Consider the following 21,632-nt stretch of genomic DNA (forward strand, 5'->3'; position numbering starts at 1 on the left):
GCCATGACCTTTGAAGACCAGCTCGAACGCTATTTCGGCACGCGCAATCCCGCCGGCATCGCCCCGCAGGCGGTGGATGCGGCAATCGAGCGCATGCAGGTCGATCTGGGGCTGGCGACGGTGCCCGGCGAGCGCTTTGCGATCTGGTGCATGCTGTTCATGTTTGGCCAGGCGCCCGACATCGACGAGACCTTCGAGGATCGTTCGGAGCGCGATCTGGCGCGCGACTTCATCGAGATGTCCGAACAGGCTGGGCAGGGGGGCTGACGATGGTTGAGATCATCAACCTGCGTCAGGCGCGCAAGGCCATCAAGCGCAAGCAGGGCGAAGCCATCGCCGCCGCCAACCGAGCCAAATTCGGTCGCACCAAGGCCGAGCGCCTGGGCCAGGCCAGCGAACAGGCCCGCGCGCTGCGATTGATCGATGGCGCAAAGCGGGAGCAGGACTGATGCGCTCGACATCGAACCAGGTCAGCGTCCGCCTCTACCATCTTGATGGCGAGGCCGAAGGCGGCGCTGCAGCCACCTTGTTTTACGGCCCGCTGTCCGAGGCGCTGCGCCTCGCCGAACTTGAACCTGCAGAAGTGCAGGAAGGCCTGTTCATCGCGACCGACAATGATGTAGTGGCGTATCTGGATCTGATCGAGGGCTGACGTGCCCAGACTGCCGTTGCGTATGGCATCAGTCGTCATACCGTTGCGATTGACCGTTGATCATGAGATGTTCCGACCGTGGAACGATTGTCCGTCATCGCGGCGCGCATCGAGCGTCAAACCAACCGGTTCAGGCCCGTGCTGAATGCTATCGGCTGGGTCTGCTTTGCATTGATCACCGCTGACTATGCAGGGTTCATCCATCTCCCGGCCATTGTGAATGTACCCGTCTGGCTGGGCTTTCTCCTTGCCTGTCTTCGCTGGGCGTTATGGGAAGGATTGATCAAGCCGCGACTGGATGCGCCTGCCAATCCCCCAGAGGATGCGACAACGGCCGCGGTACAGCCGCAGGACCCGGATAAACCGCACCAAACCTGATCCGGCCTGTCATCTTTGCCGGCGCAAGAATGTGATGGCCGTTACTGAGTGTGGATTCCCAGAGCCCTCAACGTGAAAGCGACACGCTCTGCCTGCCATGTCTCGCTCGTTTTGGGATCGGCGGGGCCCCAGTGGTTGCCGTTGCGATCCAGCCTCAGCACCACTTCGTTCTCGGGATGCGCCGCCCGCAGCCGCGCCACGTATTTCAGCACGCCGGTCCATGGTATCCGCACATCGGCGAGCGAGGCAGTGAGATAGAAGGGCGGGAGCTTGCGGTCCGGGATGTTCTGATAGGCACACAGGCACAAGACCCGGGCGAAGGCCGCCGGGTCGTTGATGACATCGCCGACCTCGGACAGCTCGGCGGCGGCGACGGGGTTCTGCGGGGTGAGGAGCGCCGTGAGCACATCGACGAAGGGTACGTCGGCCATCACCCCGGCCCAGAGGTCGGGCGCACGGTTCATCGCAGCACCGACCAGCCAGCCCCCCGCCGATCGCCCCATGCTCACGATCCTGCCCGGCGGAACGAGACCCTGGGCCACAAGCGCGCGACCACAGGCGATGAAATCATCGACCGGCTTGCCGCGAGCCGGTCCGCGGCCGGCCTCGTGCCAGGCCCCGCCGAGATCGCCTCCGCCTCGGACATGCGCTATCACATAGGCCACGCCGCGCGAAAGCAGGCTGAAGCGCTGTGGATCGAAATCCGGGTCCGACGGCACGCCATAGGCGCCATAGCCATAGAGCACCGCGCCGACCGGTTTTCCGTGGCGGGGGCGGATCATCGACATCGGAATGACAGTTCCGTCGGGCGCAATCGCATGCAGACGCTCGGTCAGATAGCGGTCGGTCAGATGAGCGTCGGTTGGTCCGATACGAGCCTGCAAATCCTGCAGCGTGCCATCGGCAAATCGATAGTCGAATTGTCCCTTGGGCCGGGCAAAGGTTCCGACGCCGATCCGCAGCGTGTCGGGATCAGCCTCGCGATTGGCTTCTGGACCGGCAGTCCAGCGGTCGAACCCCATGACGGCGACCGGTTCCGGAGCGGGAATGCTGCGCCATGTTGCGCTGGCGCGCTCAAGAATCTGCACACGACTGCTCCCCTCGTGGCGCTCTGCCACGACGAGATGGCGACGAAACGCCTGATGCCAGGCAAGGCCGGTGCGATCCTGCGGCGCTCGTATCTCGGTCCAGTGATCCGGCTGCTCCAACTGGGCGCGCACCAATCGGAAATTGGGGTGGGTATCGTTGGTGAGAATGTCGATCGCGTCGCCACCGCCATGATCGACCGTATACAGGCGCGCTGGCCGGCGGATGCTGACCAGTTGCGCCGTTTCATATCCTCGGCGGTCGAGCAGGCGGACTTCGGAGGTATTGACGGAAACGGCATTGATCAGGGCAAAGCGGCCCGAGGTGGTTTGCCGGATTTCGATAAAAAAGGCAGGGTCTGCCTCAGTGTACAGGATCGGCCCTTCGCCCTGCGGTGCGCCCAGCCAATGGATGCGTGCACGCCATGGCCGCCCCGATGCATCGACTTCGCCATAGACGATCCCGCGGCTGTCGGCGGTCCACACCAGTCGCTCTGAGGTGATCTGAACGCCGACATTGCGCACGAGATCCGCCCGCATGCGGCGCGTGGCAATGTCGATGAAGCGCACATCGTGGTGTTCGGGCGTAGCGATGGTGGCAAAGGCCAGCGTGGCACCGTCCGGCGAGACATCCCAGGCTACGAATTCGCCAATCGGCTTGCCATCTGTATCGGGCTCGGCCGCATCGAGCAGAAGCTCCCGGGTACCGCTTGCAAGATCGACGCGCCACAGCTGGCGCCGACCCTGCGACCAGTCGCTCCAATAGCCGAAATCGCCATCGCGCACCGGTAATGGAGGAGCTTGGGGCGGAACGGCGGTATTCGCCTCCGCTCGCATCTGGCCGACCAGCTCGGTCAACGGCGTCATGATGCGATCTGCAGCATCCTGGATTTCCGCCAGCAGCCTGATTACTTGCGCATCTTGCAGTGTCGCCTGATCCAGCCAGCCAAAGGGATCGGTAAGCGTGACCCCATGGATGGTCCGGGTGGTGGCGCCCGATGGCGCGGTGGGATATTTTGCGAACGCTGGTCTTTCCAGACCGAGCGACGTTCCTGCGGCCAGCAAGGCGCACAGCAACCCGCGGCGGTCCAATTCGGCCACCAACTCGGTCTCGCAGTCGGGGCGAACTGGGGGGAAAGAAGGTATCATCACGGTGCTCCTCGAATCGAGAAAGGCGCACCGTGGCCTGCATGCTGTGCTGCGCGGGGATTTTGCGGCCAAACGGCATTGTGATCCCGCAAACGGGCGTATCAGACGATCAACGCGCGCAACGCCTGCGACCCTGTCCGGCTGAGCGGAACCGTGGCGCCATCGGTCATGTGCGCGATCAGTCGCCCGCCGCCGGCGGGTTCGGCATAGTCGAGATGATCGATATTGATGATCCGCGAGCGGTGCACGCGGAGGAAGCGCTGCGGGTCGAGCCGCTTTTCGAACTCGCTCAGGCTCATCCGCACCAGATGCGTATCAGTCAGCGTGGTCACCTCGGCATAATCTTGCGCCCCGGCAATCAGGATGATGTCGCGCACATTGACCGGAGCGATGTCATCGCCCTTGCGGGTGAGATAGCGCTCGAGCGGGGGCGCGGACACGATCGTGACCGGCGCTGCCGCCCTCCCGCCGCGTACCGCATAGGTCGTCGCGATTACAGCCCAGTACAGCACCAGCCCTTGCAGGTTCTGCCAGATGAAGGCGCCGCCGGTAAAGCCGGCAAGGTCGAAGCGGCCATTCTGCGCATAATCGATCAGCGCCAGCGCAAGCGTCACCAGCGCGAACCATGCCGCTGCAAAGGCAGCTCCGATCGCCACATGGGCGATGATCTGCGCAGGCACCGACAGACGCATCACATGGCGCTTCACCAGCAAATGGGCGGCAGCCGCCAGCAAGGCCAGCGGCACGACATTGGCGAGGGCATTGAGTGCGGCACCATTCAGGCTGGCTCCGGGTACTTGGAGGAACACCGCCAGATACAGGATCCAGACACCCGCCGAGCCGCACAGCCACAGGGTCACCACGCTCGGCGGCGGCAAGGACTCATGCACAGGCGTCGCGGGATCTTGCGGCATCAGCATGGCGACAGCCTATCATCGCGCCTGCCGCAAGCAAAGCCGCCCCGATATCCGGGCAACGCAGCGCTGTTGAATGCCGCTAGCCCTTTGCCTGTTTGGCCACATCCAGGATGCACCGGACAAACCCCTGCGGATCATCCTCCTGGATGAAGTGACTTCCGCTCAAGGTGCAATGGTTCTGCCCCTTGGTCCCCGGCACGCGGCCGACGAACAGCGCGTCGCCGCCGCGGGTGATCGGGTCGCGGTCGCTGAAGCAGCACAGGAAGGGCTTTTCCCAGCGGTCGAGCACCTCCCAAGCTCTCAGCTGATCGGGCACTGCGACGTTCGGCCCAAGGGGCACGAAGCTCGGGAAGATGCGCGCGCCAGCCTTAAAGCTGCCATCGGGGAAGGGGGCATCATAGGCGGCGATCTCCGCCTCGCTCATCGTCCGTGCCGTGCCGCGTGCGATGATCCTGCCGATCGGAAAGACCGGGCTCCATTTCGAAAACGCCCGCCAGATCGCAAAGGCGCGCGGCGCATCCTGTCCCGCAGGCAGGCCGCCATTGGAAAGCACCACACCGTTGAACCGCTGGGGCATCTCGGCAACGAGACGCAGCCCGATCAGCGAGCCCCAGTCCTGGCAGGCGAGCGTAATGTTGGTGAGATCGAGCTTCTCGATCCAGCGCCGCATCCAGGCCACATGGCGGGCATAGCTGTAGTCACTCTTGGCAGCGAGCTTGTCGGATTTGCCGAACCCGATCAGGTCGGGCGCAAGAACGCGATAACCGGCCTGCGCCACCGGGCCGATCATGAATCGGTAGAGAAAGCTCCAGCTCGGTTCACCGTGCATCATCAGCACAACGGGGGCGTCGCGTGGGCCTTCATCGACATAATGCACGCGCAGCCGAGTGCCGTCGCTTGCATCGGCGATCTCGGCATAATGCGGTGCAAAGGGATAATCGGGGATGTTCGCGAAACGATTGTCCGGTGTCCTCAATACGCGCATCAGCCTTGCTCCCTCAAACTAATGGCATAGCTCATGACATATTCATCCGTTCCACGCAACGTGCTGGATCACGCGGACGATGGCAGCTACCGGGGATAGGGCGCGTGCGCGCCGAAAACCTCAATGCAAGGTCTGTGATGTCTGATCGCCTGAAAATTCTGCTGCAGCATGCCCTGCCCAAGCAATGGCTGACACGCTTGGCCGGCCGCGTCGCGGGCAGCCAGGGCGGGGCGATGACCACGCGGCTGATCGGCTGGTTCGTCGCGCGCTACCAGGTCGACATGGCCGAGGCCGACAATCCCGATATTGCGAGCTATCCCAGCTTCAATGCCTTTTTTACGCGCCCGCTCAAGCCCGGTGCAAGACCCATAGCCGATGCTGCCTTCGTCAGCCCCGTCGATGGCGCGATCAGCCAGTTGGGGGGAATCGACGACCACCATATCGTGCAGGCCAAGGGGCACCGCTATACCGTTACCGATCTGCTGGGCGGCGATGCAGTCCTGGCCGATCAGTTTCGCCATGGCAGCTTTGCCAACCTGTACCTCTCGCCCAGGGACTACCATCGCCTGCATATGCCCTGCGACGGCAGGCTGATGCGCATGGTCCACGTGCCGGGGGCCCTGTATTCGGTCAACCCTGTCACCGCGCGCGGCGTGTCCAACCTGTTTGCCCGCAACGAACGCGTGGTGTGCCTGTTCGAATCCGATCGGCACGGGCCCTTCGTGATGGTGCTGGTCGGCGCGACGATCGTCGGCAGCATGGCGACCGCATGGCACGGGGTGGTGAATGCGCGCCGGACCGGCAGGCTCACGCAATGGGATTATGGCGACCAGCAGATCGTTCTGAAGCAGGGCGAGGAGATGGGACGTTTCCTGCTCGGATCGACGGTCATCATGCTGTTCCAGAACAACGTGATCGCGCTCAACCCCGACTGGGTGCCCGAAAGACCCGTGCGGCTGGGTGAAATGATGGGAACGGCCGCGCGCACCGTCCAGCCGGGTTAATCGGCCATGTCGCGCCGTCTCAGTCGCTTTTCCAGGATCGCGCGCGAGGCGTCGTCCAGCGCGACGGTATCGGCCAGCACCGCACCGCGCTGACCGATCGGACGGTCCGCGCCGACGGTCGAATCGCAGAAGGTCTGGCGCTCGGTCTCGGCGTTGATTTCCGCACCGATCAGCACGGCATAGGCAGACAGGAACAGCCACATCTGGAAGATGACGATCGTGGCCAGCGAGCCGTAGGTGGCGTTGTAATTGCCGAAATTCGACGCATAAAAGCCGAAGCCCAGGGTGATGCACAGCCACAGGATGGTCGAGGCCACCGATCCCAGCGACAGCCAGCGCCATTTGGCGGCGCGGCGGTCGGGTGCATAGCGAAAGAAGATCGCAAAGGTGACGCTCACCAGCATGGCGGCGACAAGCCAGGTCAGCGTCTGCGCGAGCATCAGCGCGCCATCACCGATATAGCCCGCGAGGAAGTTGCGCGCATAGCTGAACAGCGAAATCGACACCAGACCGATGACCGCGATCCCGGCCATGCCCAGGGTGATGGTCACCGCGACCCAGGTGGTCCGGAAGAATCCCCGCGTTTCGTGTTCCTCATAGATGATGTTGAGCGCCCGCATCATTGCGGTGGCCGCGCGCATCGCGCCATAGGTGGAAAACAGCAGCGCAATCACCAGCCCCAGCCCTTGCTGGGTCTTGTTGGTGCTGACGATCTGGAACAGCTGTTCGCGCAGGATCATCAGAACCTCTGCCGGAGCGACATCGGCAAGCAAATCGAGGCTGTCGGCCACCGTCGCCGGGTCCGCGATCAAGCCATAAAGCAGCACGATCACCGCAATCAGCGGCACGAAGGCGAGAAACGCAAAGAACGCGACCCCGGCAGCGAGCAGCGCCAGATTGTGAAAATCGTTCATCACGTAGACGCGCTTGGCAATCGCCCCCCAGGCCCGGGGCGGCATCTGCAACGGCGAGGCTGCGGCAGCACCGGGCACCTCCGCCGCCATGGCGTCGGCCACGGCCGGCGCGGAATGCTGGATCAGATCGGCATCGCGCTGGGTCGGGGCAGGGTCGTGCTGCGTCATTTCCGGTCGGCGCTCTCAGCTGCGCCCCGCTCGGCTTCGGCCTCAGCTGCCTCGACTTCGCGCGCCGCCGCCAGTTGCGCGCCCGCCTCGGTTTCGATCGCCTTCGCACGCGTGTTGAGTTCGCGCGCCTTCTCGTCGAACCTCTGGTCGAAATCGGGCTCCGCGCTGCACGCGGCAAGCGCCATCAGCATGGTGCCGCCGGCTAAAGTGAGCACCCTGCGCATCAATAGTCCTTCCGATATTGCACATTCACGTTCGATCCGCCGAAGCTGCCCACCTGGCTCAGCACCGAAAGGGCCTTGCTGAGGCTGATCTCGATCTGCGTCGCCGTAAAGCCCCGCGTGTCGGTGATGATTTCGACATAGACGTCGTTCGAGATATACTGCCCGACGGCCAGAGACGTGCCGCGTCCGGTGTCCTCGTCGGCCCCAAGGATGCGCAGCCGGTCCACGCCCGATGCCGATTGCAGAACGCCCAGCGGATTGAGACCGCCGCTGCCGCCGCGCAGGCTGTTGAGCGACGCAGCCAGCTGAACCGCCTGGATCGGGGTCAGTTCGCCGATCGAATTGCCGAACAGGATGCGTGCCATGACCTCGTCCTGCGGCAGCGACGGCGTCGAGGTGAACGCGATATCCGGGTTCTCGCCGGTGCCCGACACCGCGATGTTGACCGTCACGTCACCCGCCTCGCCGCTGGCGCGCAGGTTGATCACCGGATTGGTCGCGCTGCCCCCGTTGAAGCGCAGACGCCCTTCTTCCAGATCGAACGAACGTCCGGCAAATCCCAGCGTGCCGCGCACCAGATCGATGCCGCCAGTGATCCGCGGACTGCCGGTGGTGCCGGTGATGCGGATATCCGCTGCCCATTCCGAATCCAGCCCCATGCCCGAGACATAGACTTGGTTGTCCGCGACCAGCTTGACATCCAGCCGCCAGTTGCTGGGCACGCCCGAAATGGGATCGGGATCGCCGGTGATGCGCGCCCGGCCGAGCGCAGGCTTGCGCCGCACTCCGGTGAGCTTGGCAACCTGCGCCGAACCCTGCCGCACGATGCGGTAGCGGGTTTCGGGAAGGCGGATCGTGCCCGAGATCAACGCCGGTTGCGATGCGCTGTTGATGATGCTGAGCTGACCGGTGGCGGTCGCCGCCAGATCATTGCCCTCCGCCAGCTGCGCGTTGTCGAGATCGAGCGCAAGCTGCACCGGAAAGCCCTGCGCCGAGCTCAACGACACAAAACCCTGTCCGCTGATCGTCCCATCGCCCGCTTTTGCCGTCAGCTGCTCGACCTGCAGGCGATCGCCGGTGAAGCTGCCGCGTACGCGCATGTTGGTCAGGCGGGTGCCATATTGCTCGTTGCGATAGGTCAGATTGTTGGCCCGGATGATCCCCGTGAGCTGCGGCTGTTGCACGCGTCCGGAGAAATCGGCCGCCACGCCGACCGCACCCGACAGGCTCTGGTCGGGCAGTGCTGCCAGCGAGAACAGCGTATCGGCAGGTCCGTTGTAGCGCAGGCCGCCGCTGAGCGGGGCGGCCAGCAGCCGAGTGGTCCAACTGCCCGCGCCGGGTGCCAGCGGCGTCAATGCCAGCTGCATGCGCCCGATCACGGCGCCCCGCCTGCGAATGACGGCGCGCGCATTGCCGCCGTCCGGCTCCAGCCGTCCGACCAGGCTCATGTCCACCGGCTGCGAGACAGAGGCGAGACTGGTGCGCGTGAAATTGTCGATGGAAAGCCGCGCATCGGCCTGCGGGAAGCTGTTGGCGCTGGCCTGGCGGAAGTCGAGGCTGCCGGTGGCGGTGCCGCCCAGACCGAGGCCCGGCATGATCGGGTTGATCAGCGCAAGATCGACACTGTCGAGACGCGCGTTGACATCCATTCCGGTGCCATAGCGTCCGGCAAGCTGGATCGTGCCCCGTGAAAGATCAATGGTCGTAGGCATCAGCCGATATTCAGCGGCCCCGGGGATGATCCGCGCTGCCTTGCGAGTCTTGAAATCGATGCCGTTGGCGCGCCCGTCGAGCGCCACGCGCCACAACTCGGGCTGCAGCACGGCATTGGCGGCAAAGCGGAAGGGAAAGCTGTTGCGGCCTTCTACCATGATCCGCGCGCTGCCCTGGCCGCCGCGATAATCCACCTTGGCGCGGGCGGCGGCGATCTGCAGCTGACCCATCCGCGTTTCGGCCAGCTGGACATCGGCGATGATCTGCGGCTGCTCTGCCAAGACCATGTCCGCAGACAGGATCGCACGGCCGATGACGACCCCTGCCGGCCCCGGCAGGCGGGCATCCTGAGCGGTGAGAGCGAGAATCGCGCGCTGATAGGCGCCCGAAGCGGATAGCGCGACATTGCCGGAAACACCAGCGCCATCGGCGACAAGCTGCCCGGCAAATGGCCCGGCACCCGTCTGCGCCAGCCTGCCGGTGATGCCGATATCGGCAAAGCGTGTGCCTGGGTTGACCGCAATTTCCAGCGGTCCGACCCCCATGAAGACATTCACGTTGGCGAGGAATGCTCCGTAATCGGTGTCGCCCCGGCCAGTCACGGCATAGCTGCCGCCGTCGCCCCGAATGGTGGCGATGACGTTGGACATGCCCACGCCCAGCCCCGGGCGCGCAGCGGTGATGGTGGCGACAGGACGCGTGACGGTGCCGTTTGCGACGACTGTCAAAGGCCCATATTGGTTGGAGCTGCCGCGAGCGCGGAAGCGGATCTGGCCATCGGACGCATAGGAGCCGCTACCCTCCGACAGACGGAACGAGGGTGCTGCCACGGTCAACCGGGTGATCCGCCCGATCCCGTCGCTGCCATAGCTGACATCGGCGTTGATCAGCGAATTGCCGCCGAGAAAATCGCGCAGGCCATCATTGAGAATCTGGCTCGACCGCGCCCGGATTTGTCCAGCCAGGCGAAATCCGCCATTGCCGGTGGTCTCCATGTCTATATCGGTTGCCACGTTGAAGATGCCGACGCTGTCCACGCGGTAGCCGTTCACCCGGCCATTGAGGGCACCAGTGTAAAGCCCGGTATTGAGATCGGCCAGGAGGACCGCGGTGGCATCGATCCGGTCCGAGCGCAGCTTCATGTTGTCGGACATCAGCCGCGCATTGGAATAGGCGAGGTCGCCATCCAGCCTGACATTCTCGAGCAGACCGCCTGCGGCCGCGTTGAGACCGGCAATGCGGCGTGCCCGGGCGCTGACGGGGATCACCCATGCGTCCTTGTCCAGTCGCGCCGCGCCACTGGCGCGCAGCCCGATCACCGCCATGTCGTTGAACCCGAGCCTGGCCGCGGTCAATTCGTACGCGATCTGCGGCGCGGTGAACGTACCGTTGAGCGTCAGGGTCGCAGCGATCCCGGCGCCGTTGAGGTTCTCTGCAATGGTGCCGGGCTGCAAGAGCCTGAATGCGATTGCGAGGTCACGCATCCGGCTTTCGCCAAGATCGACTTCGCCATCGGCATCGAACGCGAAATTGGCATTTCCGATTTTGGCCGCAATGTCGAAGCGGCGATCCTTGGCCGTAGTCCTGATGTCGATCGACGTTGCAGGCTCGAACAAGGCGCTCGGCTGGGCTGCGAGCATCAGCGCCGGGCGCGCGTCACCACGGGCAGAAAATGTGCCATTCCGGGCGGTGAGAGCAACATCGAGCAGCGATTGTCCACCCAGTCTGCCGAGCAGCTTGCCGTTCCAGGCGTTCCAATCGCCCTTGCCGTCGATGTTGACCCGCATCGGCTCGGCGACCCCGGTCATTCCAGCAATCAGGCCTTGCGCCGGTGCATCGAGCCTGAAGGCGACATCGAGCGTGTTGGTTTCGGGAATGGCGCGCAGATCGAGCACGACCGTCTCGCCCCCGGCATATCCGGCGCCAGCCTGGGTGCCGCCCCGCGCGCTGACCACTGCCGTGCGATCGGCGATATGGACCTTGCCGGCGAGCGATGCCCGATAGCGCTGACCTGTCACCGCAGGATCGATGTCGATCCTGCGCAGCTGCAGATCGGCAACATCGATATCGAGATCGGGGAGCAGCGGTTCGTTGGTGGGGGGCGTCTCGTTGAAGGCGGGCAAGCGGCGCAGGCGCATCTGCGGCACGACAAGCGAACGGATGTCGACGTGACTGCGCAGGAACGCAAATGGCCGCCAATCGACCTCGACCAGCGGCGACGATGCAAACACGCCCTGAGGGTCGCGCAATGTCAGATCGCGGACCTGCATCCTGCCGTAAAGCGACCCCTCGATGGCACCGATCCCGATATTGAGGCCGTTCTCAAACTCCATCCCCGCGATCTGCTTGGCGACGAAACGCCTACCGCTACTGCTGTCGAGCCACAGATAGGCGGCGGCCAGCAGCACCATGATGCTGCCAATCACCACAGCTACACCGATCGCTATCCGGCGCGGCCAGGATACTGCGCGAGCCTGGGCCATGGGCGCCTCGGGGGAAATGTCGGAAGGCATCTCGGCGGGCGCTTCAGGCGTCATGTCGTTAGTGTCCGCCATCAGAAGGCCTGCCCGATCGAAATGTAGATGGCGACGCGCGATTCGCCGGGGCGTCGGTCGATCGGGGTCGCGACATCCAGCCGCATCGGCCCGAAATTGGTGTAGAAGCGGCCACCCACACCCACGCCATAGCGAAGGTCGTCAAAGCCCGGGGTAGAGCTGGTCGAAACCTGACCGGCGTCGATAAAGCCGACGATGCCGTAGTTGCCGAAGCGGTAGCGGATCTCTGCTGCGGCCTCGACGAGGCTGCGCCCGCCGATCGGGCGGTTGTCGGGGTCCTTGGGGCCCAGTTCCTGATATCCGAAGCCGCGCACCGATCCGCCGCCGCCAGCGTAATAGCGCCGCGATGGCGCGATGTCGGCGCGGTCCGCGCCAAAGATCGATCCGACGCGCGCGCGCCCCGCAATCACGATATTGTCGCCGACCGGATAATAGCCGGTGCCTTCGACCAGGCCGCGCCCATAGAACAACGTGCCGCTGCCCAGTGACGCCTCGGGCGAAACCTGGGCGGACAGACGAAAGCCGCGGGTCGGATCGAGCAGATCGTTCGAACGGTCCCAGGTGATCTGGCCGGGCAAGGCCGCGACATAATAGGTCCGGCGATCACGCTGACCGCGGACGAAATCATAATCCTGCTCGTTGGTTCCAAGCAGTTCGAAGCCATAGCTATAGGTCAGGCGCTTCTGCCAGATCGGGGTGCTGTAATAGGACACCCTGCCTGCGAGCCGCCCGGTAAACGATTCATAGGCGGCAAAATCGCTCCGCAGCGCAGACAGGCTGAGCTCGACCGCGCGGTCGCGACGTCCGGCGTTGGATCTGCGGAACGTGGCGGATGCGCCCTGTTCCTGGGTGCCGGCGGTGACGCTGGCGATCAGCGCGCCTTCGGGCGGGAACAGATTGCGATGCGTCCAGCTACCTTGCGCCCGGATGCCCTGGCCCGTGCCATAGCCAGCGTTGGCAGCGAGGGTCCGCGCCGGGCCTGCTTCCTGCTCGACCGCCAGATTGGCATATTGGGTGCCATCGGGCGCCGCGACGTTCGAGGGTTCGGGTTGCACCGCGACCACCGAATACAGGCCGGTGGCGACCAAAGCTTTGCGCAGGTCATCGACCAGCCGGCTATCGTAGAGGTCGCCCTTGTCGAACCGGGCGAGCATGGCGATGTGATCCGCCTCGAACACCGTCGCGCCGCTGGTCAGGATATCTCCGAAGCTGCTGCGGGGCCCCGGTGCGACCGGCAAGGTGTAATCGGCCTTCTCGCTATCCGGATCGACCAGCACATCGCGCTGGCCGACCTTGGCAAACGGGTAGCCATATTGCGGCAGCACCACCGCGATATTGGCTTCGGCCGCAAGCACCCGCTCCGCATCGACGGGCTGGCCGATCGCGGGGACGAAATTGCGCGCGATCAAGTCTTCGGGCTCGACCGGTGGCGCGTCGAAGGTGATCGACCCGAACCTGTAGCAGGGGCCGGGTGAGGCGGTCAGCACGACCACGATTGGCCCGGTGCCGGCTTCGGGCATTTCGAGCGCTCCGTTGACCGTGGCATCGAAATGGCATGCGCCGATCAGCAGATCTGCCAGCAGCTGCTGGTCCTCGAGCATCCGCGCTGACACCATCGCGCCGTTGCTGGCCTTGCCGTCGCCGTCGTCCAGCGCGGACAGGCTTTCGAAGCGTGCGCGAATGGCGCCCGCGTTCGCTGCGGACGGATCGCCGCTGGTAGCTTCGGCAACCGCTTCCAGCCCCTCGATACGATAGCTATAGCGCACGGCTGCGGATGCAGCGTCGTCTGCTTCGGTATACTGGCTCTCGTCGAAGGGCTCGACATCGAAGCTGCCGATCGGCCCCAGCGGCGTATCGATCTCCGGATCGTCAGGCAGCGGCGCGAGCATCGGTTCGCCGGGGAGTGCGGCATTAGGCAAACCGGGCGCAGCTTTGCCCTCGCGTTCCAGACGCGATTGTTCCTCGTCCCATTGCTCTATCGTCCCCATCGGTTCGTCGGGATCGATCGCAGGGATCGTGGCATCGAATTCCTGATCGCTGATGATGGGATCTTGGTTCTGGCCTGGCGTTTCAGGACTCCGAGCAGGTTCGGCACGAGGCGAGGGCGACTGCGGGGCGACCTCTTGGGCAATGGCTGGCAATGTGCTGGTGGAAACGAGAAAAATCGCACAACCCATCGTGCTAAAACGCGGAGACATCCAGAAATCCTGACTTCGGCACGAACGGGCGCATCGCGCATCAGGGCACTCAATGGTTGAGGACGCCAAAAGCTCCACTAACATGCATTAAAATTTCAACGGCTTGGCTGGCTTTGCCTCCCGCCACCCGGAACCCGGGCCGGAAATGCACGTAAATGGGCCACCCTTTCCGAGCGACCCTGGAGCATGACATGGCCACCCAATTTGACGCAGCGCAGGCCGGCGGCAGCAGGCCTGCGCGCTTCGCATCCAGCCTGTCGGTCATGGTTCGGGAGTTTCTGCGCAAGCCCTCGCTCGTCGGCTCGGCATTCCCGGCGTCGCGTCACCTGGTCGATGCCTTGCTCGACCCGGTGGACTGGAGCAGTGCCCGGCTGGTGGTCGAATATGGTCCAGGCTGCGGGCCGCTGACCCGCGCCATTCTGGAAAGGCTACCGCGCGATGGCCGGCTGGTCGCGATCGACGTCAGCCGCCACTTCACCCGTCATCTGCGCGATACGATCGCCGACCCGCGGCTGATTGCGGTGACCGCCTGCGCGGGCTCGGCCGAAACCGTCCTGGCTCGGCACGGCCTTGGACCTGCCGATGCCATCGTCACCGGCATTCCGTTTTCGACCATGCCTCGCCGATCCGCGGCTCGCATCCTGGATGTGAGCGCACGGGTGTTGCGGGACGACGGACAGCTTCTGGCGTATCAGATGCGTTCGACCGTCGCGCCGATGCTGGCCGAGCGTTTTTCAACGCTCGATACCGCGATGGCGTGGCGCAATATTCCGCCCTGCCGCCTCTATTGGGCGCGTGGCCCGGTGGACTGACGGTTGCTTGGCCGCAAGCTGGGCTCGTCGTCAGGCGTCGTCTCTGAGGTCCAGCCCACGCGTACCGTGATGCGGGGTATGCGCAGGCGCGGGCGGCAGATCCATTTCCGCAGGTTCGGGCGCTTCAAGCATGCCTTCCCATTTGGTGATCACGCTGGTTGCCACGGCATTGCCCACAACGTTGGTGGCGGTACGGCCCATGTCGAGGAACTGGTCGATCGCCAGGATGATCGCCACGCCTTCCACCGGCAGCCCGAACTGCGCGAGCGTTCCGGTGATCACCACCAGGCTGGCGCGTGGCACCGCGGCGATGCCCTTGGAGCTGATCATCAAGGTCAGCAGGATGACGATCTGGGTGCCGATCGACAGATCGATGCCATAGGCCTGCGCGATGAAGATCGTCGCAAAGCTCATGTACATCATCGATCCGTCGAGATTGAAGCTGTAACCCAGCGGCAGCATGAAGCCCGAAATACGGCGCGGCACGCCGAAACGGTCCAGCTGTTCGAACATCTTGGGCAGCGCGGCTTCGGACGAAGCGGTCGAGAACGCAATCAGCAGCGGTTCGCGGATATAGCGGATCAGCTTCCAGATTTCCTGGCGCAGGAAGATCCAGCCCATGGTGAGCAGGATGATCCACAGCAGCACCAGCGAGGCATAGAATTCGATCAGCAGGCCGAAATAGGTGCCCAGGATCGCAAGCCCGCTGCCCGCCACGACATTGGCAATCGCGCCGAACACCGCAAAGGGCGCAAAGCGCATCACATAGCCGGTGATTTGCAGCATCATCTCGGCCAGCGCCTCGGAGCCACGCACCAGCGGGGCACCTTTTTCGCCCACTGCCGACAGGGCAACGCCGGCAAACACCGAAAAGACCAGGATCTGCAGGATGTTGTTGGTCGCCAGTGCCTCGAGCGCGTTCTTGGGGAAGATCGAGAGCGTGAACTCCCAGGCGTCGAGTTTCTTGACCTCGCCGACCATCTTGGCTGCATCGGCTGCATCGGGAATGGGAGCGCCGACGCCGGGCTGGAACAGGTTGACCATCAGCAGCCCGAGCCCGATCGAAATGAAGCTCGCGGTAATGAACCAGGTCAGTGCGCGCACGCCGATGCGGCCCAGCGCGCTGCTGTCGCCCATGTGCGCGATGCCGACGACGATCGTCGAGAGCACCAGCGGCGCCACCAGCAGCTTGATCAGATTGAGGAAGATGTCGGACAGCAGCTTGAACGACTTGGTCAGATAGGTGAACCAGGGGTCGTCCGCCGCAATGCCGACATGCACGCCATAACCCACCGCAACGCCCAGCACCATGCCGGCGAAAATATACCAAGTGAGCCTGCGGTCCATATCCTGCCTCTTTCGATGATGGGAGCGTCGTACCGGGCCGGGTGAAATCCGCAAGCCTGCAATGCGCGATCAAGCGGTGCTCGCATCTGGCAAGGTACAGGCACGAGTGGGGCAATGCCGGGAGCAGGGGCGCTGCGGATGGCGGAAGAGGTGGGATTCGAACCCACGGAGAGTTTGCACCCTCGCCGGTTTTCAAGACCGGTTCCTTAAACCACTCGGACACTCTTCCACTGACCAGCCGCCAGACAGGGCAGCGCGTGCCTGGCCGTGCGGCGCGGTTGTTAGCGGAGGTGGTAAAATCTGGAAAGCGAAAGTTGCACGGCGCGCCGAGCCATGGTTCAGCAAGGATCAAGCGTGGCCATGGCGGGATGGGTGACCGATGTTCGCCCTTTCCCCCCTGTCGCTTTGTGTGGCACAACGTGTGCCGGGAGTATCGCATGGATTTCAATATCGTACAAAGGCTTGGCAACCGCCTGGCTATCGCTGCCGGCACGGCGGCCCTGTTGGCGTGCGGATCGCCCAGCACCGCGCAGCGCGAGATCGTGCAGCCGCTGCCGGGTGTCGACAGCCAGGTCTCGCAAGGCTTCAGGACCTATCTTGATTCCGTCGCAGCGCGGGCCCGTCGCGAGGGCGTGTCGCAGCGCACGATCGATGCGGTCCTGCCGGGCCTGAGCTTCGACGAAAGCGTGGCCGCGCTCGACCGCCGATTTGCGCCAACGCCGGCGGGCCAGGCTTTCCCGTCCTTCGGCGCGGAGATGGCCAAGCGCATCAACGCGGCCAAGATCCGTCAGGGACGGCAGGTCTATGCCGACGAGGCTGCGCGGCTGGTCGCGATCGAGCAGCAGACCGGTGTTCCGGCATCGATCATGGTGTCGATCTTCGGGCATGAGACGAGCTATGGCACGATCATGGGCAGCACCGATCTTCCGCGCGCCCTGGCGACTCTGGCCTATGAAGGCCGCCGCCGCGACCTATTCGAGGGCGAACTGGTCGCCGTGCTCAAGATGGTCGACATGGGCGTGCCTCGGTCCGTGCTGCGCGGCAGCTATGCCGGTGCCTTTGGCTATCCGCAGTTCCTGCCTTCGGTCTATATCAAGCTCGCCAAGGACGGCGATGGCGATGGCAAGGCCGAGATCTGGTCGAGCAGGGCCGATGCCTTTGCCTCGATTGCCAATTACATGCTGGCGGCGGGATGGCGGCGCGGCGAACCCTGGGGCTTTGCGGTTGCGGTTCCGTCATCGCTGAATGTCGATGCCATCGCCAATCGCGAGCAGGTGCGCAAATGCGCTCGCGCGGTCGAGCGGCACAGCGAGTTCAAGACGATGCGCGAATGGAAGGCGCTGGGCGTCTATCCGGCGGGCGGCGTCTGGCCTGCCGATGACAAGGTCGAAGCCTCGCTGCTGATCACCCCCGGTCTCGATGCGCAGGGCTATCTGCTCACGCGCAACTACCGGGCGATCCTCGATTACAATTGCTCCAATTATTATGCGATGTCGGTCGGCCTGCTGGCGGACGGCGTACGCAACTAGGCCATCGACCGCAGGGGGACGGGTTATGAAGACGTGGTTGATCGCAGGCGCAGGCACATTGGCGCTGATGCTCTCGGGCTGTGGCGGGGGCGGCAACGTCAGCCGCAGTCTCGACACTGCACCCCCCAAGGTGGCGGGCAGCGTCGCGGATTATCCGGTCAAGCTGGGCGAGCCGTACGAGCTTGGCGGCATCACCTATATTCCCGTGGACGTGTTCAATTATGACGAGGCGGGCTATGCCAGCTGGTACGGCCAGGAGCTGAACGGCCGAAACACCGCCAATGGCGAGATGTTCAATCCCGATGGCATCACCGGGGCGCATCGCACCTTGCCATTGCCAAGCTATGTCGAGGTTACCGCGCTCGATACCGGCAAGACCATCCTGGTGCGCCTGAACGACCGCGGCCCGGCCACGCCCGACCGATTGATCGATCTGTCCTATGGCGCGGCCAGGCAGCTGGGCATTCTGGAAAAGGGCGCCGTCCCGGTGCGTGTGCGGCGGGTCAACCCGCCCGAGGCCGAACGCGCGATGCTGCGCACCGGGCAGCCGGTGGCAATGCGGATGGATACGCCCGAATCGCTGCTGGTGCCGCTGCGGCGCCGGCTGGAGGGGATGAAGCGTCCTGCCAATGCGGCGGCGGCCGTCGCGGCGGCGACACCTGTCGCTCCGCCACCTGCGACACCGGCAAAGCCCGCAGATTCGGGCAAGGCCAAGCCGAGCAAGCAGGCCGCGACCGCCAAGCCGTCGCCCAAGCCTGCGGCTTCCGCATCCGCTGCGGCCCCGCAAGGCGGCGATCGGTTCATTGTCGAGGGGCAGGGGCAGCGCCCGCGCATGGCCGAGAACAGCACGGGCGACAACCGCGCGACGCTGGACCCTGCACCCAAAGCACAGCCCTCCGCTGCGCCTGCCGCGAATGGTGCGTCTTATTATGTCCAGGTGGCCGCGTTCTCGTCCAAGCCGCGTGCCGACGAGCTCGCCAAGCGCATCGGCGCCAGCACCATCGCGAGCAGCGACGGCAAGGTGTTCCGCGTTCGCTATGGACCTTATGCGAATGCCGATGCAGCGCAGCAGGGGGTTACCCTTGCGAAACGGAATGGCTATCAGGGGGCACGAATCCAGCAAGACTCCGGTCGCTGATGAGAACGGGCCGGGCACAAGGCCCGCGCCCTGTGAACATGCAAACCATGGAATAGTGATGAAAACCCCGATACTCGGCCTCGCCCTGTTTTCGCTGCTGGCAACCCCGCTCGCGGCCGCCGCCCCCAGCTATGTCTCCGAGGCGCCCATTGCCTATATGACGGACCTGTCATCGGGCGCGGTGCTGTTCTCGCGCGATGCGGACAAGCCGATTCCGCCCGCTTCGATGGCCAAGATGATGACCGCCTATGTCGCCTTCGACCTGATCAAGAAGGGCGAACTCAGGCTCGACCAGACGATGCCGGTGTCGGCCGAGACCTGGAAGAAGTGGAACAACCAGGGATCGAGCATGTTCCTGGCGGTTGGCAGCAAGGTCACGGTCGCAGACCTGCTCGACGGCATCGTGACGCTGTCGGGCAATGATGCCTGTGTGGTGCTGGCCGAAGGCATTGCCGGGTCCGAGGAAGCGTTCGTCGACATGATGAACAAGAAGGCCAAGGAGATTGGCCTGAGCAACAGCCGCTTCGGCAACAGCAACGGCTGGCCCGACGAGGGTGTCACCATGGTCACCGCGCGCGACCTGGGGACGCTGGCCACCGCGACGATCCGCAACCATCCCAAGCTCTACAAGCGGTTCTACTCCAAGGGCAGCTTCACTTGGAACGGCATCAACCAGCCCAACCGCGATCCGCTGCTGGGCCGGGTGGATGGCGCCGATGGCCTGAAGACCGGCCATACTGAAGAGGCAGGCTATGGCTTTACCGGCTCTGCCGAACAGAATGGCAGACGGCTGGTGATGGTGGTCGCAGGCCTTGACAGCTTCAACGGCCGCGTCGATGAATCGGTCAAGTTCATGAACTGGGGCTTCCGGTCGTGGAAATCGGTGCCATTGTTCACCAAGGGCAAGACGGTCGACAAGGCGCCGGTGCAGCAGGGCAGTGCGCGCGAGCTAGCGCTGGTCGCGCCGCGCGACCTGTCGCTTACGCTGCCGCGCACCGCCGATACCGACAAGGTCACGCTCAAGGTCGTCTATCAGGGCCCGCTCAAGGCCCCCATCGCCAAGGGCCAGCAGGTCGCCAGCCTGATCGTGTCCGCGCCCGACATGGAGCGGCAGGTGATGCCGCTGGTGGCGGGCGAGGCTGTCGAGGAAGCGGGCTTTTTCGGGCGCATCTGGGCCGGAATCCTCTCCTTCTTCGGCGCCTGACGCGCGATGCGCGGTCGCTTCATCTCGATCGAGGGCGGCGAGGCGGTCGGCAAATCGACCCAGATCAGGCTGCTGGCCGACTGGCTACGCAATGAGGGGCGCACAGTCACGATCACCCGCGAGCCGGGCGGGACCGACAGCGCAGAGGCCATTCGTTCGCTGCTGCTCGAAGGCGGTGCGGACCGGTGGAACGCTCGCAGCGAAGCACTGCTGTTCGCCGCTGCGCGCGCCGATCATGTGGCACGGCTGATCCGTCCAGCGGTCGAGGCGGGCGGCTGGGTGATCTCCGACCGGTTCGTCGACAGCAGTCGCGCCTATCAGGGCATTGCGGGCGGGCTGGGTGACGACGCGATCCTGGGCCTGCACCGCTTCGGCTCCGAAGGATTCCTGCCCGACTGCACCTTGCTGCTCGAGCTTCCCGCCGAGGAGGCTGCGCGCCGCGCGGCACTGCGCGACGGCGGGGACAGTGACCGTATCGGCGGGCGCGATGCCGATTTCCATGCCAGTGTAGCATCAGCGTTCCGCAGCTTTGCCGCCGCAGACCCGGACCGCTTCCGGGCGATCGACGCGAGCGGAACCAGCGATGTGGTGCATGCGCGGATCATCGCGGTGCTGCAGCCGCTGATGGCATGACGTCATGACGCCCTCGACCGCACAGTGGAAAGGCCATTCCGAGCCGGAAACGACGCTGTTGCGCGCGTTTCAGGCACGGCGACTGCACCACGGCTGGCTGCTTACGGGGCCGGAGGGGATCGGCAAGCGCAGTTTCGCGCTGGCCGCGGCAGCGCATCTGCTCACGCGCAGCCCGGATGATGGCAGCGATCACTTCCGTGGCAATCTGGATGGACCTGAGGGCCGGCTGCTGGTGCAGGACAAGCACCCCGATTGCCATTACATCACGCTGGGACCGCAGAACGACAAGGAAGCCCGCAAGGCGGAGGAGGGCAAGCCGTTCGATCTTGCCCGCAACATCAAGGTCGATCAGATCCGCGCGCTGCAACGGCGACTGACGGTGCGGCCGAGCCTGGCGGACCGGCGCGTGATCATCTTCGATTCGGCCGATCTGATGGAGCGCAATGCCGCCAACGCCTTGCTCAAGAGCCTGGAAGAGCCGCCCGCCGATACCGTTTTCCTGCTGATCGCGCACAATCCGGGACGGCTGCTGCCCACCATCCGTTCGCGCTGCCTGGTGCTCGATTTTCCGGCGCTCAGCGACGTGGAGATGGCCGATGCATTGCGCGCGGCGCGCCCCGAACTGCCCGATGCGGAAATCGCCGCATTGGTGCGGCTGGGCCAGGGTGCGCCGGGACAGGCGCTGAGCTTTGCCGGGCTGGATATGGCCAAGATCGACGCGCTGCTGACCGAGATTGCCGATCATGGCGACCCCAGCCAGCGCGCGCGGATCGCACTGGGCGCGCTGGTCGCGAACAAGGCCAATCGCGAGCGGTTTCAGGCACTGCTGCATTACGCGCCGCGCTTCGCCGCACGCCGCATCCGCGACCTGCGCGACGATCGGCTGCCCGGCGCGATTGCAGCGTGGCAGGAGATCGGCGCGCTCGCTTCGCGCGCGGTTGTGCTCAATCTCGATGCTGCCGCCGTCGCGTTCCAAATTGGCGGCTTGCTGGCACGGCTGGCGCCGCCTAGATAGGCGGCAACCGGC

At 64.6% G+C, this 21,632-nt stretch carries 19 protein-coding genes and 1 tRNA gene; 11 read left to right on the forward strand and 9 right to left on the reverse strand.

Features of this window, described 5'->3' with window-relative positions; translation table 11 throughout:
- The first annotated feature begins 3 nt into the window (after positions 1–3).
- The 4 genes from LI72_RS04410 (at position 4) to LI72_RS04425 (ending at position 1,030) form a co-directional block, all read left to right on the forward strand.
- Positions 4–267 carry a hypothetical protein gene (locus tag LI72_RS04410; RefSeq protein WP_033924635.1) on the forward strand — a complete coding sequence of 88 codons (264 nt, stop codon included), beginning with the start codon at positions 4–6 and terminating at the stop codon, positions 265–267.
- A 2-nt stretch (positions 268–269) separates the two neighbouring features.
- Complete coding sequence (locus LI72_RS04415; protein ID WP_033924636.1) at positions 270–449, forward strand: DUF4169 family protein; 180 nt, start codon at positions 270–272, stop codon at positions 447–449.
- A complete protein-coding gene (locus LI72_RS04420; RefSeq protein ID WP_033924637.1) occupies positions 449–652 on the forward strand; it encodes a hypothetical protein in 204 nt (67 codons plus the stop codon). The genes LI72_RS04415 and LI72_RS04420 overlap by 1 nt, the downstream gene beginning before the upstream one ends.
- Before the next feature lie 78 nt (positions 653–730).
- A complete protein-coding gene (locus tag LI72_RS04425) occupies positions 731–1,030 on the forward strand; it encodes a hypothetical protein (RefSeq protein WP_156139480.1) in 300 nt (99 codons plus the stop codon).
- A 41-nt stretch (positions 1,031–1,071) separates the two neighbouring features.
- Here the strand turns inward: LI72_RS04425 and LI72_RS04430 are convergent, their stop codons facing one another.
- The 3 genes from LI72_RS04430 to LI72_RS04440 all read right to left on the reverse strand — a co-directional run bounded on the left by LI72_RS04430 (position 1,072) and on the right by LI72_RS04440 (position 5,166).
- Positions 1,072–3,216, reverse strand: coding sequence for a prolyl oligopeptidase family serine peptidase (locus tag LI72_RS04430; protein ID WP_197051814.1), 2,145 nt, complete (start codon positions 3,214–3,216; stop codon positions 1,072–1,074).
- Positions 3,217–3,365: 149 nt separating this feature from the next.
- Positions 3,366–4,178, reverse strand: a complete 813-nt coding sequence (locus tag LI72_RS04435; protein ID WP_197051816.1) for a LytTR family DNA-binding domain-containing protein — start codon at positions 4,176–4,178, stop codon at positions 3,366–3,368.
- Positions 4,179–4,260: 82 nt separating this feature from the next.
- On the reverse strand, positions 4,261–5,166 hold the full coding sequence (locus tag LI72_RS04440) for a haloalkane dehalogenase (protein WP_033924640.1): 906 nt from the start codon (positions 5,164–5,166) through the stop codon (positions 4,261–4,263).
- A 137-nt stretch (positions 5,167–5,303) separates the two neighbouring features.
- Between LI72_RS04440 and asd the strand changes: the two genes are divergently transcribed.
- Positions 5,304–6,170: an archaetidylserine decarboxylase gene (gene asd, locus LI72_RS04445; RefSeq protein ID WP_033924641.1), complete on the forward strand. Its 867-nt coding sequence runs from the start codon at positions 5,304–5,306 to the stop codon at positions 6,168–6,170.
- Here asd and LI72_RS04450 read toward each other — a convergent pair.
- From LI72_RS04450 to LI72_RS04465, 4 genes are read right to left on the reverse strand one after another with little or no spacing between them, the layout of a single operon-like run.
- Positions 6,167–7,252 carry a YihY/virulence factor BrkB family protein gene (locus LI72_RS04450; RefSeq protein ID WP_033924642.1) on the reverse strand — a complete coding sequence of 362 codons (1,086 nt, stop codon included), beginning with the start codon at positions 7,250–7,252 and terminating at the stop codon, positions 6,167–6,169. The genes asd and LI72_RS04450 overlap by 4 nt on opposite strands.
- A complete protein-coding gene (locus LI72_RS04455; RefSeq protein ID WP_156139481.1) occupies positions 7,249–7,476 on the reverse strand; it encodes a hypothetical protein in 228 nt (75 codons plus the stop codon). The genes LI72_RS04450 and LI72_RS04455 overlap by 4 nt, the downstream gene beginning before the upstream one ends.
- Entirely contained in the window at positions 7,476–11,744 is a 4,269-nt protein-coding gene (locus LI72_RS04460; protein ID WP_033924644.1) for a translocation/assembly module TamB domain-containing protein, read from the reverse strand. Before LI72_RS04460 ends, LI72_RS04455 begins: the two co-directional genes overlap by 1 nt.
- Entirely contained in the window at positions 11,744–13,942 is a 2,199-nt protein-coding gene (locus tag LI72_RS04465; RefSeq protein ID WP_231562361.1) for an autotransporter assembly complex protein TamA, read from the reverse strand. The genes LI72_RS04460 and LI72_RS04465 overlap by 1 nt, the downstream gene beginning before the upstream one ends.
- Positions 13,943–14,133: 191 nt before the next feature.
- On the opposite strand from LI72_RS04465, the gene LI72_RS04470 reads away from it, so the two are divergent.
- On the forward strand, positions 14,134–14,754 hold the full coding sequence (locus LI72_RS04470) for a class I SAM-dependent methyltransferase (RefSeq protein WP_052129501.1): 621 nt from the start codon (positions 14,134–14,136) through the stop codon (positions 14,752–14,754).
- A 30-nt stretch (positions 14,755–14,784) separates the two neighbouring features.
- Here the strand turns inward: LI72_RS04470 and LI72_RS04475 are convergent, their stop codons facing one another.
- Both LI72_RS04475 and LI72_RS04480 read right to left on the reverse strand, forming a co-directional pair.
- The gene (locus LI72_RS04475) at positions 14,785–16,101 is read right to left on the reverse strand and encodes a dicarboxylate/amino acid:cation symporter (protein ID WP_033924645.1); all 1,317 of its coding nucleotides are present in this window, start codon (positions 16,099–16,101) and stop codon (positions 14,785–14,787) included.
- Positions 16,102–16,240: 139 nt separating this feature from the next.
- Positions 16,241–16,330 (reverse strand) — tRNA-Ser (locus tag LI72_RS04480).
- A gap of 208 nt (positions 16,331–16,538) precedes the next feature.
- On the opposite strand from LI72_RS04480, the gene LI72_RS04485 reads away from it, so the two are divergent.
- From LI72_RS04485 to LI72_RS04505, 5 genes are read left to right on the forward strand one after another with little or no spacing between them, the layout of a single operon-like run.
- The gene (locus tag LI72_RS04485) at positions 16,539–17,630 is read left to right on the forward strand and encodes a lytic murein transglycosylase (protein ID WP_033924646.1); all 1,092 of its coding nucleotides are present in this window, start codon (positions 16,539–16,541) and stop codon (positions 17,628–17,630) included.
- 25 nt (positions 17,631–17,655) lie between these two features.
- Positions 17,656–18,768 (forward strand): septal ring lytic transglycosylase RlpA family protein, encoded by a 1,113-nt coding sequence (locus tag LI72_RS04490; protein WP_033924647.1) that lies wholly within the window; start codon positions 17,656–17,658, stop codon positions 18,766–18,768.
- Between the two features lie 58 nt (positions 18,769–18,826).
- On the forward strand, positions 18,827–19,972 hold the full coding sequence (locus LI72_RS04495) for a D-alanyl-D-alanine carboxypeptidase family protein (RefSeq protein WP_033924648.1): 1,146 nt from the start codon (positions 18,827–18,829) through the stop codon (positions 19,970–19,972).
- A gap of 6 nt (positions 19,973–19,978) precedes the next feature.
- Positions 19,979–20,605, forward strand: a complete 627-nt coding sequence (gene tmk / locus LI72_RS04500) for a dTMP kinase (protein ID WP_033924649.1) — start codon at positions 19,979–19,981, stop codon at positions 20,603–20,605.
- Positions 20,606–20,609: 4 nt separating this feature from the next.
- Positions 20,610–21,620, forward strand: coding sequence for a hypothetical protein (locus LI72_RS04505; RefSeq protein WP_033924650.1), 1,011 nt, complete (start codon positions 20,610–20,612; stop codon positions 21,618–21,620).
- Positions 21,621–21,632: the final 12 nt, after the last annotated feature.

The organism is Sphingomonas sp. 35-24ZXX, from assembly GCF_000786215.1.
Taxonomy (GTDB): Bacteria; Pseudomonadota; Alphaproteobacteria; order Sphingomonadales; family Sphingomonadaceae; genus Blastomonas.